15 protein-coding genes are annotated in these 13511 nt (G+C 70.3%); 6 read left to right on the top strand and 9 right to left on the bottom strand.

The window, feature by feature from the left end; genetic code table 11:
• Nucleotides 1-139: 139 nt before the first annotated feature.
• Nucleotides 140-1066 carry an oxidoreductase gene (locus ABN028_RS06445; RefSeq protein WP_349695959.1) on the bottom strand — a complete coding sequence of 309 codons (927 nt, stop codon included), beginning with the start codon at nucleotides 1064-1066 and terminating at the stop codon, nucleotides 140-142.
• Between the two features lie 50 nt (nucleotides 1067-1116).
• Between ABN028_RS06445 and ABN028_RS06450 the strand changes: the two genes are divergently transcribed.
• A complete protein-coding gene (locus ABN028_RS06450; protein ID WP_349329117.1) occupies nucleotides 1117-1815 on the top strand; it encodes an EcsC family protein in 699 nt (232 codons plus the stop codon).
• On the opposite strand, the gene ABN028_RS06455 is transcribed toward ABN028_RS06450, so the two are convergent.
• The gene (locus ABN028_RS06455) at nucleotides 1816-2733 is read right to left on the bottom strand and encodes a phytanoyl-CoA dioxygenase family protein (RefSeq protein ID WP_349329118.1); all 918 of its coding nucleotides are present in this window, start codon (nucleotides 2731-2733) and stop codon (nucleotides 1816-1818) included.
• A 3-nt stretch (nucleotides 2734-2736) separates the two neighbouring features.
• Here ABN028_RS06455 and rbsK point away from each other — a divergent pair, with 3 nt between their 5' ends.
• The gene (rbsK, locus tag ABN028_RS06460) at nucleotides 2737-3837 is read left to right on the top strand and encodes a ribokinase (RefSeq protein ID WP_349329119.1); all 1101 of its coding nucleotides are present in this window, start codon (nucleotides 2737-2739) and stop codon (nucleotides 3835-3837) included.
• An 81-nt stretch (nucleotides 3838-3918) separates the two neighbouring features.
• Here the strand turns inward: rbsK and ABN028_RS06465 are convergent, their stop codons facing one another.
• From ABN028_RS06465 to ABN028_RS06480, 4 genes are all read right to left on the bottom strand, one after another.
• On the bottom strand, nucleotides 3919-4194 hold the full coding sequence (locus ABN028_RS06465) for a DUF4242 domain-containing protein (protein ID WP_349695960.1): 276 nt from the start codon (nucleotides 4192-4194) through the stop codon (nucleotides 3919-3921).
• A gap of 205 nt (nucleotides 4195-4399) precedes the next feature.
• Nucleotides 4400-5248 (bottom strand): guanyl-specific ribonuclease, encoded by an 849-nt coding sequence (locus ABN028_RS06470; RefSeq protein ID WP_349695961.1) that lies wholly within the window; start codon nucleotides 5246-5248, stop codon nucleotides 4400-4402.
• Nucleotides 5249-5387: 139 nt separating this feature from the next.
• Nucleotides 5388-6470, bottom strand: a complete 1083-nt coding sequence (locus ABN028_RS06475) for a sialidase family protein (protein WP_349695962.1) — start codon at nucleotides 6468-6470, stop codon at nucleotides 5388-5390.
• Nucleotides 6467-7390: a dihydrodipicolinate synthase family protein gene (locus ABN028_RS06480; protein WP_349695963.1), complete on the bottom strand. Its 924-nt coding sequence runs from the start codon at nucleotides 7388-7390 to the stop codon at nucleotides 6467-6469. Before ABN028_RS06480 ends, ABN028_RS06475 begins: the two co-directional genes overlap by 4 nt.
• A gap of 217 nt (nucleotides 7391-7607) precedes the next feature.
• Here ABN028_RS06480 and ABN028_RS06485 point away from each other — a divergent pair, with 217 nt between their 5' ends.
• Genes ABN028_RS06485 through ABN028_RS06495 form a run of 3 tightly spaced genes read left to right on the top strand, consistent with a single transcriptional unit; the run spans nucleotide 7608 to nucleotide 9527 of the window.
• Nucleotides 7608-8312 (top strand): FadR/GntR family transcriptional regulator, encoded by a 705-nt coding sequence (locus ABN028_RS06485; RefSeq protein WP_349329124.1) that lies wholly within the window; start codon nucleotides 7608-7610, stop codon nucleotides 8310-8312.
• Between the two features lie 19 nt (nucleotides 8313-8331).
• Nucleotides 8332-9204, top strand: a complete 873-nt coding sequence (tesB, locus tag ABN028_RS06490; RefSeq protein ID WP_349695964.1) for an acyl-CoA thioesterase II — start codon at nucleotides 8332-8334, stop codon at nucleotides 9202-9204.
• Nucleotides 9205-9209: 5 nt separating this feature from the next.
• Nucleotides 9210-9527 carry an MTH1187 family thiamine-binding protein gene (locus tag ABN028_RS06495; protein ID WP_349329126.1) on the top strand — a complete coding sequence of 106 codons (318 nt, stop codon included), beginning with the start codon at nucleotides 9210-9212 and terminating at the stop codon, nucleotides 9525-9527.
• A gap of 14 nt (nucleotides 9528-9541) precedes the next feature.
• On the opposite strand, the gene ABN028_RS06500 is transcribed toward ABN028_RS06495, so the two are convergent.
• Nucleotides 9542-10474, bottom strand: a complete 933-nt coding sequence (locus ABN028_RS06500) for a spermidine synthase (protein ID WP_349695965.1) — start codon at nucleotides 10472-10474, stop codon at nucleotides 9542-9544.
• A gap of 158 nt (nucleotides 10475-10632) precedes the next feature.
• Here ABN028_RS06500 and ABN028_RS06505 point away from each other — a divergent pair, with 158 nt between their 5' ends.
• Nucleotides 10633-11061 (top strand): hypothetical protein, encoded by a 429-nt coding sequence (locus ABN028_RS06505; RefSeq protein WP_349329128.1) that lies wholly within the window; start codon nucleotides 10633-10635, stop codon nucleotides 11059-11061.
• Nucleotides 11062-11118: 57 nt separating this feature from the next.
• On the opposite strand, the gene arfB is transcribed toward ABN028_RS06505, so the two are convergent.
• Nucleotides 11119-11490: an alternative ribosome rescue aminoacyl-tRNA hydrolase ArfB gene (gene arfB / locus ABN028_RS06510; RefSeq protein WP_349696047.1), complete on the bottom strand. Its 372-nt coding sequence runs from the start codon at nucleotides 11488-11490 to the stop codon at nucleotides 11119-11121.
• Between the two features lie 298 nt (nucleotides 11491-11788).
• Nucleotides 11789-13510, bottom strand: coding sequence for an ABC transporter substrate-binding protein (locus ABN028_RS06515; RefSeq protein WP_349695966.1), 1722 nt, complete (start codon nucleotides 13508-13510; stop codon nucleotides 11789-11791).
• Nucleotide 13511 lies beyond the last annotated feature (1 nt).

Below are 13511 nucleotides of genomic sequence, written 5' to 3' on the forward strand. Positions count from 1 at the left end.
CGGACGGCGTACACGGATGTGCACGATGCTCGGAAGCAGTGTGCCGCTCCGCGCCGGGCGCGTCTATAGTTTTCGGTTGCCGGCATATGCATGTAAGGAATGTGCGGATGCTCGGCCGTGACCGGTGCGGTTCACGTGTTCACCCCAACTCCGCGAAGTCGACACCGGTGAGCTCTGCGGAGCGCTTCCACAGCGCCTCCGCCGTCGCGCTGTCGTACGCCCGTGCCGCGGCTCGCACCCGAGTCGGCGAGCCGCGCAGGCCGAACCATCGTGGGCCGAAGAAGTCGCCGCTCCGCACGTCCGGCATCGTGGCCGCGTAGAGACTGGGCAGTGCACCAGCGAAAGCGGGTTGCGCCGCCAGATCTCCCGCGGTGCGCAGCAGCCACCCAGGTGGCCTGGTCTGGGACCACGGATGCTGCAGATTCGTCGCGGCGTAGCCGGGATGGCTGGCCGCGCTGACCAGATCCAGTCCGGTGTGCTCGGCACGGCGTTGGAGCTCGAACGCGAAGAGCAGGTTCGCCAACTTGCTCTGTGCGTACGCCCGCCACCGGCCGTACCGGCGTTCGGACATCAGGTCGTCGAAGTCGATCCTCCCGACCGAGTGCGACGCGCTGGTCACGGTGACGACCCGTGAGCTGCCCGCACGGGTCAGGCAGGAGAACAGCAGCCCGGTGAGCGCGAAGTGGCCCAGATGGTTGACACCGAGCTGCCTCTCGAAGCCGTCCGGGGTCACGTGGCGAGGGATCGCCATGATCCCCGCATTGTTGACGAGGATGTCCAGCCGCGGATGTGCCGTCCGCATCTCCACGGCGAATGCCCGAACGCTCGCCAGATCGGCAAGGTCGAGCCGCCGGAGCTCGAGTGCCGGGCGGCCGAGTTCGTGCTTCATCCGGGCGAGGGCGGCTTCGCCCTTGCGGAGATCGCGGCAGGCCATGACCACTGTCGCGCCGTAGCGGGCCAGCTCGAGCGCGGTGTGGAAGCCGAGTCCGGAGTTCGCACCGGTGACGACGGCGGTTAGCCCGGTGAGATCAGGGATCGTGTCCGCGGTCCAACCAGGCGACGTCATGGCAGCCATCATTCCGCGCGTATCCGGCAAATGGCATCGACCGTCCGGTCGTGGCACAGGAGGTCCGGCCAGGCATACTCGAGGGCGTGGGCAAGGATCCGGCTGGCGGCCACCGTGCCGTCGATGCGGCAGTCAGGCACCTCCTCCGGGCGGGGATCGACGGCGGAGGGAGGCTTGCGTCCGCGGATCGGGCGGCCGAGCGTGCTCTGCGCGCCCATCCCGACGCCGAGGACGCGATCGACCGGATCGTCGCGACGCACACCCGCCTCGCGGCTGCCGGAGGTTTCGCCACCGGAATCGGCGGTTTCGTCACACTGCCGGTCGCGTTACCCGCCAACGTCCTCGGCTTCTACCTGATCGCGACCCGGATGGTCGCGGCGATCGCCGCCGTCCGTGGGCATGACGTGAAGGAAGACGCCGTACGCACGTCGGTCCTGCTCGCCCTGACCGGCAGCGACGCCTCGAAGGTCGTGAAGCATGCGGGGATCGGCGTGAACGGCGTCGCGGCGTACGCACTGCGAAGTGTGTCGCCGGCCGCTCTCATGGTCGTGAACAAGGGCGTGGCGTTCCGGCTGTTCGTCCAACTCGGCCGACATGGCCTCAGTAGGTTCGGCCGCGCGATACCCGTCGTCGGCGGCTTCGTCGGTGCGGCGTTCGATGCCCTGCTGATCCGTCGGATCGCCCACCAAGCCCGCGAGCACTTCCCGCCCCGGGCGGGATCGGAGGACCTCCCGCGCTCGCCGGAATGATCAGCAGATCAGGCCGCGCTTGCTCTCCGCGCCATGGGCGGTGGGATTCGCCCCGATCCATCGCGGATCCGCCGGCTCGCTCGCCCGCTGGTAGCGGATGTCGCAGGACAGTCGCAGCCGGTCGGATGTGTTGTCGAGGCTCCCGTGCAGCGTGTACATCGGGAACGTCACCAGGTCACCCATCGCGAACTCGGCCGTGAGCCAGCGCAACCCGAGGTCGTCGCGCAACTGGACCGGGTCGGGGGAGATGTATCCGTTCCACTCCCACGCCCCGGCGCGGGCCGAGGCGGTGGACTCCTCGTCGTTCTCGCAGTAGGTGTCGACGTCTCGGGTGTGGTAGTCGCGGCGGAGTTGGTCGACACGGTGTGAGCGCTCGAGGACGATGAGGCCGCCGAGGCGCAGGTCGACGTCGCCGAGCGGCACCCACGCGGTGAGCAGGCGCGGCGTACCCCGGTTCATGAAGACGCTGTCACCGTGGGGTGGCGTCCCCCTGCCCGGACGTACGGCGCGCAGCCAGGTGAAGTCGAAATGTCGCACCCGCTCGCCGAAGATCCGTTCGTACAGTGCGGCCGTGCGGCCGGCGTAGAGCAGGCGCTGCAGTGGCGCGCTGGCCTTGGCGGTTGTGTGGAGGATCCCGCGGTACGACTCGTCCGAGGGGATGCCGTCCATCGGATCCGTACCAGGCTGCACGAGTCCGTCGGCCTGCAACCTCGTCATGAGGTCGAGCCGAGCCGCGAGTACCTCGTCTCGGTCGAGGTGGCCCGGAAGGTAGAGATACCCGTCGTCGTCGAGCCGACGGAGCAGCTCGTCGGCATCGTCGGCCACGTCGGCGGAACGCCGGAGCTGGCCCAGCGCCTCTGGGGCGGCGTCGAGGGTACGCTCCTGAGCGCGAAGAGGGGGAAAGGTCGAGATCGTCACCTGGTGGCTCCTCTGCGGGCGTACGACGCGGCCGATCGCCCTGATCGCCGGTGGGCTCCGGTGCGGACGACCTCCAGCATGGGTCGCGTCCGCACGAAGCGGCAAGGCGTAGAACCGGACGGGCCACGACCGGCAGCGGACCACCACAACCCGCTCATCACACTCGACCACCACATCGGATACGCCCAGGAGGAAATGCGGATGGCGGCACGGATCTGTGTCCTTGGTAGCGCCAACATGGACCTGGTCGTGTTCGCGGAACGACCGCCGGCGATGGGGGAGACGGTGACGGGCGATCGCTTCCTCACGATCCCCGGCGGCAAGGGAGCCAACCAGGCGATCGCCGCGGCGCGGGCAGGCGGAGAGGTCCGGATGGTCGGCGCGGTGGGCGAGGATCCGTACGGCGACCAGGTGCTCGGAGTTCTGCGGGACGCCGGCGTGGACACTGCCGGAGTCGCCCGTGTCGCCGAGACCACCGGAACCGCCCACATCCTGGTCGAGCGCGGTGGCGACAACTCGATCGTTGTCGTACCCGGCGCCAACGGCACCGTGCACGAACCCGTCGCAGGTCTGGATACCTCGCTGGCCGACGCCGACCTGTTGTTGCTCCAGCTCGAACTCCCGCTCGACGCCGTCACCGATGGTGCGCGAGCGGCTCGGGGGCACGGCGTCAAGGTTGTCTTGACACCCGCACCCGCGCAGCCGCTGACGGGCGCACTCCTGGAGTCGGTCGACCTGCTGGTGCCGAACGAGCACGAGGCGGCGGTGCTGACAGGAGCGGCCGATGTCGACTCGGCCGCGTCCGTCCTCCTCGAGGTCGTGCCCGAGGTCGTGGTGACACTCGGCGCTCGGGGTGCGTTGTGGCGTGACCGGCACGGCGGACGGCTCGAGGTACCGGCGCCCGAGGTGGTCGCCCGTGACACCACGGCGGCGGGTGACACTTTCGTGGGCGCGCTGGCTGTCGCGCTGGGGGAGGGCCGCCCCATGCCGGACGCCCTCCGGTGGTCGGCCGTCGCTGCCAGCCTGTCGGTCCAGAAGGAGGGCGCGAGCACCTCGATGCCCGACCGCGCCGCCATCGACCGCGCCGCCGCGACCACCGGCTGACCCTCCCGGTTCTCTGCCGCTGCGCCGCCCGCCGGGCGGGAGATCCCCTCGATCCCCGCCCGGCAGCTGTTCCCCCAGCCCCTACGGAGTGTCAGCGGTGGGGTCGACGACGCTCCTGATCTCGGTGATGACCGTGACGGGCATTCCGCTGAGACGGGCGTGCTCGCGCACGACCGCCTCGTCGTCCGCGATGTAGACGCAGAAGATCTTGTCATCGGCGACGTAGCTCTGTTGCCATTGCACGCGCGGCGAAAGCGCTGTGACCGCCTTGTTGGACTCCGCGGCGGCGGCGCGGAGGCCTTCGGGCGAGAGCCCGCCGGCCCCCGGTACGTCGCGTTCGATGAGGTACTTCGGCACGGTGCATCCCTTCGTTCGCGCCCTCGTGACCCGCGGGCGTCCGGACCACGAGGCTACGAAGCAGGGAGTACGCACAGCTTCGGTCAGATTGTGCAGGTCGCCGCGACGAGCCATGGGTCGTTCTCCCCACCCGTGACGTTCGACGGACCATGCTCCAAGACGTCTCTGGGTGGCTATGACTCGTGCGATCGCGCCGGTGGGACGTTCAGCCGGTGATCTGGCAGAACGACGCGTAGTGGTCGGCGGTGTAGTAGAGCGCGGACGGATCCGTCGGCTGGGCACCACCGGCGACGAGCCGTCGGTCGCCGCGGTCGGGCGCTCCCGGAGTCGGGACGGTGTAGACGCGGTAGTAGCCGAGGTCCTGGTCGGGGAGCAGGCTTTCGCGGTTCTCGTACGTCGTCCCGTCCTGGTCATAAGGGAACGGACCTCCGGCCCGGACCAGTGAGACCGTCTCCGCCACCTGTGCGGGCAGATCTGCCAGGGCGCACTCGCCGACCGGGTCGGGCGTTCCGCCGGTGCCGTCGATCTCGCAGAACGACGCGTAGTGGTCGGCGGTGTAGTAGGCCACGTCCGGGTCGGTGGGCTGGTCGCCCCCGGCGACGATCCGCCGTGCGCCGCGGTCGGGCGAGCCGGGCGTGGGCACGGTGTACTCGCGGTAGTAGCCGATGGGCTCGGCGGGCAGGAGCCCTTCGCGGTTCTGGAACACCGTGCCGTCCTGGTCGTAGGGGAACGGCCCTCCCGCGTAGATCAGGTCCAGCGTCTCCGCGGCCTCGGGCGGCAGGCTGGACAGCGCACACCCCGGCAGGGCGGCGGCGTCGACCGACGGAGCGGTCAGGACTGAGCCCCGCTCCGGCAGCACCCGAGCACTGGCCGTACCAGTGAAGAGGGGGCTGGCGAGGAAAGGGGCGGTGACGAGAACGGACAGGGCGAGGATGGCCAGGGCGAGTCCTGCGAGCGTGCGCGACCGGCCACCATGGCGGTGATGTGGCTGGGGGCTACCCGGGGAGGACGGTTCGCGCCTTCGCGGGGTCCGCGGCTTCGTGGCGTTCTCCATGATCGGAACGCTAGGACGAACCCGGACGAACGGGAAGATCACGCACGTGCTCGTCGCCCATTGGCCGCGCCGCCGACACCTTCCTGCCACCCTCGTGAGCGACCTGACCGCCGGGCGAATGCCAGAGGCGTGGACCCCGTCACGGCAGGGCGAGGTGGGTGAAGCTGATCCGTTCGTAGGGGCGATGGTCGCCGTTCTCGAACAGCACCCCGATCGTGCGCTCGCCGTTGTGGCGGCCGAGGTCGACGAGATCGGAGTACGCAGCGGGACCCGGCGAGACGACGACCTCCTCGGGAAAGGACCGACCGGCGTCCCGGCTCGAGCGGACGGTCAGTCGCCTCCGGACCTCCGGATCACCTGGCCCGGCGAAGACCAACTGCCCATCGACGGCCAGCAGGCTGCACTGGACGACGGGCGTCGCGAGCGCCAGCACTGGTGCGTACGGCCGGTCGAACGTCTCCCCGCCATCGGAGCTCACGGTCTGAGCGCGATGGGCGGGCGCGAGGCCGCCCTGGTTGCGGGTGTTGGCGTAGATCCGCCCGTCCGGGAGCTCGGCGACCGTCGACTCGTTGGCATGTACGCACCAACCGGCCGACTGGTGTTGCTCGGGCGGGCAGTGGTCCTCCGCACCGATCCGCCAGGATCGTCCGCCGTCGTCGCTCAGCAGCAGGTGCCCGCCGTGTCCCGCTGCGCCGGTCGAGTGGTTGGCGGGTACGACGAGGCGCCCGGCGTGTGGCCCCTGGCGGAGCGCGATCGCATGGCCCGGCCCGGTGGCGTACCACCGCCAGTCGGGGCGTTTCGTCGAGGTGGTGAGGTCGACCGCCGCCGTCCAGCTCAAGCCATGGTCGGCGCTGCGCTGCAGCCAGACCCGCCGCGACTCGGCGGCAGGGACCTCACCCCGCACGATGCGGTCCTCGGTCGCGCTTCCGGCGGCCCGGGTCGTGAGAAGCACGACATCGCCGGACGCCGGATCCACGACCGGGCTCGGGTTGCCGACGGTGTTGCCGGGATCGCTCGCTACGACCTGGAGGGCAGACCAGGTGTCCCCACGGTCGGCGGATCGCCGCAGGACGAGGTCGATCGGCCCCGCGTCTCCCGGACCGAGACGGCGACCTTCGGCGAAAGCGAGCAGCGTGCCGTCGGGCACGGCCACGATCGCCGGGATCCGGAACGTGTCGTAACCGTCGGCCCCCGCGGCGTACACCGTCCTCGCCGGCGTCACCGCAGGCCCGCTTCCTCCAGGTGCCGCGCGACGGAGGCGAGTTCGCGGTCGTCGAGGGGGATCATCGGCAGGCTGGTCGTCGCGTGGGTGATCACCCCGCGCATCCGCAGTGCCGCCTTGAACGCACCGATGGCCGAGGAGTACAACCCCATCCGGCCGTCGCCGACCCCGACGAGGGCGAAGAGGCGCCGGAGCCGGTCCTGCTCGGCCATGGCCGCCGGCCAGTCACCACGTCGCGCGGCTTCGTACAGGCGGACGAACCCGGCCGGGTCGACGTTGCCGAGACCCGGGACGATGCCGTGCCCGCCCGCGACGAGTGCGAGGTCGGCGTGGACCTCCGACCCGGTGTACGCCCGGAACGACGGCACCCCTGCCGTCGCACCGATCGCGGCCCGGAACCCGTCGATGTTCCCGCTGGAGTCCTTGAGCCCGGCGAGTACGCCGTCCGCGGCCAGCTCGCCCACCAGGTCGGAGGGCAGCTTCGTGTGGACCGCGGTGGGGATGTCGTACGCGAGTAGCGGCAGGTCGACGGCTCGCCTGATCGCGCGGAAATGGACCGCGATCTCCGCCGGGTGCGTGGGCGAGTAGAACGGCGCGGTCGCGACCAGGCCGTCGGCGCCGTGCTTCTGGGCCGCCCGGGCGTGCGCGATCACACGGGTCGTGGTCATGTCGATCGCCCCCGCCACCACGGGTACCTGTCCCGCCGCGAAGCCCACGACTGCCTGCAGCACTCGCGTCCGCAGGTCGTCGGTGAGGTAGGCGGCCTCGCCGGTCGACCCGCCGACGAACAGTCCGGCGACGCCGGCGTCGAGGAGGAAGGCGCAGAGGCGTTCGAGGGAGGCGACGTCGAGCTCGCGCTCGGGCGTGAACGGCGTGCAGACCGGCGGGATGACACCTGACGGTGTGCTGGCTGAAGCCACGGTCCACCTCTTCGTCTCGCCATACGTAGGACGTGGGATGTCCGCCGGATAGGCTAGCCCAAGGCGCCGAATGCTCAGGGCACCGGACGCCCCCACAGCCCGTAGGACCCGGGCCCCGGTGCCCACAGGACCCGGGCCCCGGTGCCCACAGGACCCGGGCCCCGGTGCCCACAGGACCCGGAGCACCCGGGTCCCAGGACTCGCTGAAGGTTGGTACATGGCAGGGACAGGTCGCCAGCTCGAGGCCCGGATCGTCGATCTCATCCTCGACGAAGGGCTGCGGGCGGGTTCGCCGTTGCCGGCGGAGCCGGCCCTGGTGACGACGTTGGGCGCGAGCCGCAACTCCGTCCGTGAAGCCCTCCGCGCGTTGCACACGCTGGGGATCGTCGAGATCCGGCACGGCTACGGGACGTTCGTGGGCAGTGCCCCGCTCACGGCCGTCACGCCCGGCCTGCTCTTTCGTACCCGCCTCGCTGTACGCGACGACCCGAGTGCGCTCGCCGACCTGGTGGAGGTCCGCGAGCTGCTCGAACTGGGACTGATCGAACGCGTCGCCGACCAGGCAGATGACGACCTCCTCGAAGCGCTCGACGCGGCCGTCGAGGCCATGCGTACCGGCGAACTCGCCGACGCCGACCGCAGGTTCCACGAACGGTTGTACGCGGGCGTGGGCAACGAGCTCGCCACGCAGCTGGTCAGTCTGTTCTGGGACATCTACCACCAGGTCGCGAGAGAGCTTGCTCCGCCGCCGCTGGACCGTTCCCAGGTGGTCGGGAGCCACCAGCGGATCGTCGAGGCCCTCCGCTCTCGCGACGGGGCACGGGCGCGGCACCTGCTGCGTTCGCACTTCGCCGACCTGCGCGAGCGGGTGGCCCGCCTGGTCGATGCCGTCAGCCCCGCCGGTACGGAGTCGCGTTCGTAGCACCTGGCACGATGGGGAAGTGCCTCGATCCCTGGATGAACTGCTCGACCTGCTCGATCTGGAACAGATCGAGGACAACCTGTTCCGCGGCCGCCAGCCGGAGACCAGGCTGCAGCGGGTGTTCGGCGGACAGGTCGCCGGCCAGGCGTTGGTCGCGGCCAGCCGTACCGTCGAACCCGGCCGGGCGGTGCACTCGCTGCATGCGTACTTCCTGTTGCCCGGCGACACCAACGTCCCGATCGTCTACGACGTCGAGCGGCTGCGTGACGGCCGGTCGTTCAGCACCCGCCGGACGGTCGCGCGACAGCATGGCCGGACGATCTTCTACATGTCGGCGTCGTTCCATGTGCCCGAGGCCGGGTTCGACCACCAGGACGTGGCACCCGACGTACCCGCTCCGGACGTGTGCCCGACACTCGGCGAGGTGTTGGAGAAGATCTCGGGGCGCCCGAGCGACACGTGGGCGGAGGAGTGGGCCGCGCTCGACGTGCGCTATGCGGGCGACTCGCGCCGTGGCGGTACGCCGGACGACCCGGACCATCCCGCCCGCGCGCGGGTGTGGTTCCGCGCCGCCGGCCGGCTGCCGGACGACCCGGTCCTGCACCGGTGTGTTCTTGCGTACGCCAGTGATCTGACCCTGCTCGGTGTCACGCTCGTGCCCCACGACACCTATATCGGGGCGCGTGGCCTGCAGACCGCGTCGCTCGACCACGCGATCTGGTTCCACCGGCCCTTCCGCGCGGACGAGTGGCTGCTCTACGACCAGATCTCACCGTCGGCGTCGGATGCCCGGGGCCTTGCGACCGGCCGGCTGTTCACCACCGACGGAAGCCTGGTCGCGTCGGTTGTCCAGGAGGGGCTGATCCGTCCGCGTCTCGATGGGGCAGGGTAGGCAGCATGATTGTGGCGTTCAGCATCAGTCCCGCCGGCGGCGCCGACGACGGCAGCGTGAGCGAAGCCGTCGCCGCGGCGGTCCGCGTGGTCCGCGAGTCCGGCCTGCCCAACGAGACCAACGCGATGTTCACCAACATCGAGGGGGAGTGGGACGAGGTGATGGCGGTGGTCAAGCAGGCCGTCGACGTCGTGGCAGCGACCTCACCCCGGGTCGGCCTCGTGCTCAAGGCCGACATCCGTCCCGGCCACACCGGAGAGCTCACCGGCAAGGTCGAACGCGTCGAGCGCCTCCTCGCCGACGGAGACCACGACGGGGCATGATCACGCATGCGTGATCATTCCCAACGATGCGCGGTGAATTCGCCATGTTTCGTTGGGAATTGACGTGCGTCGTCGTCGGCTGGCGTAGGGGTGGGATCGGTGAGCGGGCGTAGGCCGGCGACCAGCTCGGCGAGGCGTTCCGGACGGACGACCCGCGCTCGCACGGCGCCTGACGCGAGCCGGCGGGTGAGCGGGTCGAGCGGCAGAGGCGCGTTCGATGCGACCAGGAGGACGTTGCCGTAACGCCGGCCACGCAGCTGGGACGGTTCGGCCACCAGCGCGACGTGCCGGAAGACCTCGCGCAGGGTGGCCGCCTCCGCACGGGCGTGCCGCTGCTCGGTGCGGTCGGCGACGTTGGCGACGTAGGTACCCTCCGGTGCCATGACGCGGGCGAGGTCTGCACAGAACTCGACCGTCGTGAGCGCCGGCGGCACCTGGTTGCCCGCGAAGACGTCGCGGATCACGACGTCCTGAGAGGCGTCCGGGAGGGTACGTAGGCCGTCGCGAGCCTCGGCGACCCGGATCCGGAAACCCTGGTCCCGACGGATCCCGAAGGCCCGGCGGACCAGCTCCACCAGGTCTCCGTCGACCTCGAACACCACCTGCCGTGAACCTGGTCGGGTTGCCGCGACGTACCGCGCGAGGGTGCAGCCGCCGCCTCCGAGATGGGCGACGCGCAGCGGTGCCGGCAGGGCCCGGTCGAGGACGTCGAGCACGTCGCCGATCCACCGGACGTACTCGAACTCCAGCCGGGTCGGATCGTCGAGATGGACATACGAACTGGGTACGCCGTTGACGACCACGAACCACCCGGCGGGGTCATCGCGGTCGACCGTGAGCTCCGCGCTGCCGGTGCTGATCGCGTGCGCGCCGGCGTACGCGGCCGGTCCAGCGTCAGCCCTGCGCGGCTGCCGCCGGGTGCGGGCAGGAGGACGGCGGTCGGGCACGGCGCCAGCGTGGCATGACCGACAGCAGCACTGGTCGGCAGGTGGGTGTGGATGACCAGGTGATCCGGACCCAGGTGATCCGGACCCAGGTCCCGGGCCTTGCCACCTCCGGGCGTGCGAGACTGCAGAGGACGGCATGATCACGGCGGAGGTGACCAGTGGCCGGCAAGGGACGGATCGCCAAGACCGCGGTGACGTACGCGATGAAGTACGGCCCGCTCGTCTACGAAGCCATCAAGCACGGCCGCGAGCCGGCACAGCGCGCGGTCCAGAAGGCGCTGGCACGGCAGGCTGATCGCAAGCGCGCGCTCACCCACGCGACAACCGTGGTCGACGGCTCGGTGCTTCGGGTGTTCCACGAGGCCGAACCGATCTGGGTGGTTTTTTCCAAGGACACGCCGGTGGCGAGCTACCCCGCCGTCGACGTGCCGCTGGCCGACGTCCTTCAACACGCCGACCTGAGTCTGCGGGTCACGCCGCCCCCGCCAGGATCGAGGCGGCTGCCCGAGTTGGACATGTCGAAGCTGCCGAAGGTCCCGGATCTCCCGGCGCTCGCTCGCAAGGCGCTCCGCCGCGGGCACCGCTGACCCCGCGCGACGGGCAAGAAAGCTCCTCGGGCGGTACGCCCGAAACGTCCCCGAGTCTCAGCTCGGAGGTTGGCGGAGTCGCTTGGTGTCGCCGCGCCGCTTCTTCTCCTCGAGGCGGCGCTGGTGCGCGCCCTTGGTACGCCTGGTCGGCCGGCGCGGCTTGGGCGGTGGTGCGGTCGCGTCCTCCACGAGTGCGGTCAGGCGGGCGAGGGCGGCACGGCGGTTGGCGAGCTGCGAGCGATGGTCAGACGCGGTGACGGTGAGGACGCCGTCCACGAGCCGTTCCGCCAGTCGCCGCAGGGCACGCTCGCGCAGGACCGGGCTCAGCGCCTCCGACCGGGCGAGGTCGTACGACACACTCACCCGGGAGTCCGTCGTGTTGACCGACTGGCCGCCCGGCCCGCCCGAGCGGGAGAAGCGCCATGACAGCTCGTGTGCGTAGCCGCTGAGGTCGAACCCGCTTCCCCGCCTGGGCGCGCGGGCGGACCCGCGGTCAGGGTGCTCGTCATCACGCACGGGGGACAGCTCCTCGGTGGTGGACGGCGGGCAGGCCCGGTCGTCCGTCGTCGACCAGGCCCACCTCCACCCTACGCACGGGCACGCGTACCACGCCCAGCCGCCGAGCCGCCTGCTCGGCCGCGAGCCGCCTGCTCGGCTGCGAGATCGCCTCGGTCAGCCGCGAGCCGCCTGGTCGGCTGCGAGATCGCCTCGGTGAGCCGCCGCGTGCTCAGCCGACGGCCGGACGGACCTTCTCGGCGTACCACGGCGCGTAGACCTGTGCGTGGAAGTCGGGCGCCTCCTGCTGCCACACCTTGTCCAGTGCGGCGTAGTACCTCCGGGCGGACTCGACGAACACCTCGTCGTCGATGCTCGACGTGAAGCCGTCGTTGGTCTTGTTCACCGTCTGCTCGAGCTTCGCGAGCTCGGCCCGGATGTCGCTGACCTTCCGTTCGAACGCCCACCGGTTGATTGCGTCGTCGGACGCCGTTCCCGATGGACCGGGGCTCTCCTCCGCCGGGAAGAACTGCTCCTGCGGCGGGGTCGGGTTCAGCTTGGTGCCGGCCGAGTAGGCGTCGACGATCTCCTTGCCCCACGCCTCCTCAGCGCTGCCGGGCAGGTCCTCCAAGCTCTCGGCGAACACCGGGATCATCGTGTTCGTCGGGATCATGGAACCTCCGACATAACCGCCGTAGACGTTGCGCAGGTCCTTCGTCTCCTCGTTGATCACCTTCATCTGCGTGGTGAGGCCCGGACCCATCATGTAGGTGTGCAGGTTGACCGCCTTGTCGAGCACGTCGTCCTCGGCGTCCGGCCGGAACGAGATCATCGCGTTGCCGTAGCGGGCCGTGCCGTCGTAGAAGCCGGTCTCCCCGAACGGCAGGGGGATCCAGCCAACGATCTCTTCGTACGGCTTGCCGGTCGGCGACACGAACTTCGCCGCCTCCGGGTCATTGGGGCTGTGGACCAAAGCCGCCGGGTTGCCCATCCACATCCCGACCTCGGCCCGGGTGAAGGCCGCGTTGGCCTGCCCGTCGTCGAACGTGATGTCCGTACGCACCGACTCGTCGTCGAAGACCATGCCCCGGAACAGCTCGACCGCCCGCACCCACGTGTCCGCGTGGGTCGTGAAGTCGGCGCGCCAGTTCCAGGTCGTGTCGGGGGCGGGTACGTCGGTGAGAAGCCCGTGCGCGTTGGCGGACAGGAACGCCCAGTAGTTCCAGTTGACGAGGGCGATGCCCTTGCGCTTGCCCGACGTGGTGGCCTTCGCGATCTCGCGGACCCGCTGCCACGTCCACGTCCGGTCGAACGGGATGTCGGAGATCCCGGCCTCGGAGAGGAAGTCCCGCCGGTAGTAGAGACCCTGACCGGCGCCGGAGTATTCGTACGGCAGGCCGTAGCGCTTGCCGTCGAGCTGCCAGAAATCCCATGCCGGCTTGACGACCGGGTTGAGCTTCCTGCCGAACAGGTACTTCTCCGCGAGTTCGGTGATGTCGGCCGCGAGCCCCTGGACGAAGGCGTTGCGGATGTTGCCCGATCCCCAGCTGCCCAGGACGTTGCCGATGAACAGGTCCGGCGCCGTGCCACCGCCGACCGACGCCACGAGGGCTTCGGTGTCCTGGATGTCGGCGTTGATGTGGGTGAGCTTGACGCCGGGATTCTGCTTGAACCAGCCCTGGAGCGCCTCGGCGTACCCCTTGGCGTTGGCGTCCTTCTTCCGCTTGTCAGCCGACGGCATGACGGGATAGGGGTCCGCGTTCGGCACCCCACCGATCTTGAGGGTGACGTCAGCCGAACCGCCGCCCGCTCCGGAGTCCTTCTGGCAGCCCGACAGCGTAAGGCCGCCGGTGGTCAGTACGGCGCCCGCGGCGAAGGCACGCAGCATGCTCCGCCGGGTGAGTGTGCCTCCCATCTCCTGCAGTGGCGAGTACGTCGACTGTGGATCGCCCATG

Origin of the sequence: Actinopolymorpha sp. B17G11, assembly GCF_040196095.1 — a bacterium.
GTDB lineage: Bacteria > Actinomycetota > Actinomycetes > Propionibacteriales > Actinopolymorphaceae > Thermasporomyces.

What these genes read in the sequence shown, in the direction of transcription:
- ABN028_RS06445 (WP_349695959.1), bottom strand. Translation starts at nt 1,066, where the DNA reads ATGACGTCGCCTGGTTGGACCGCGGACACGATCCCTGATCTCACCGGG.
- ABN028_RS06470 (WP_349695961.1), bottom strand. Translation starts at nt 5,248, where the DNA reads ATGGAGAACGCCACGAAGCCGCGGACCCCGCGAAGGCGCGAACCGTCC.
- ABN028_RS06485 (WP_349329124.1), top strand. Translation starts at nt 7,608, where the DNA reads ATGGCAGGGACAGGTCGCCAGCTCGAGGCCCGGATCGTCGATCTCATC.
- ABN028_RS06495 (WP_349329126.1), top strand. Translation starts at nt 9,210, where the DNA reads ATGATTGTGGCGTTCAGCATCAGTCCCGCCGGCGGCGCCGACGACGGC.
- ABN028_RS06515 (WP_349695966.1), bottom strand. Translation starts at nt 13,510, where the DNA reads ATGGGCGATCCACAGTCGACGTACTCGCCACTGCAGGAGATGGGAGGC.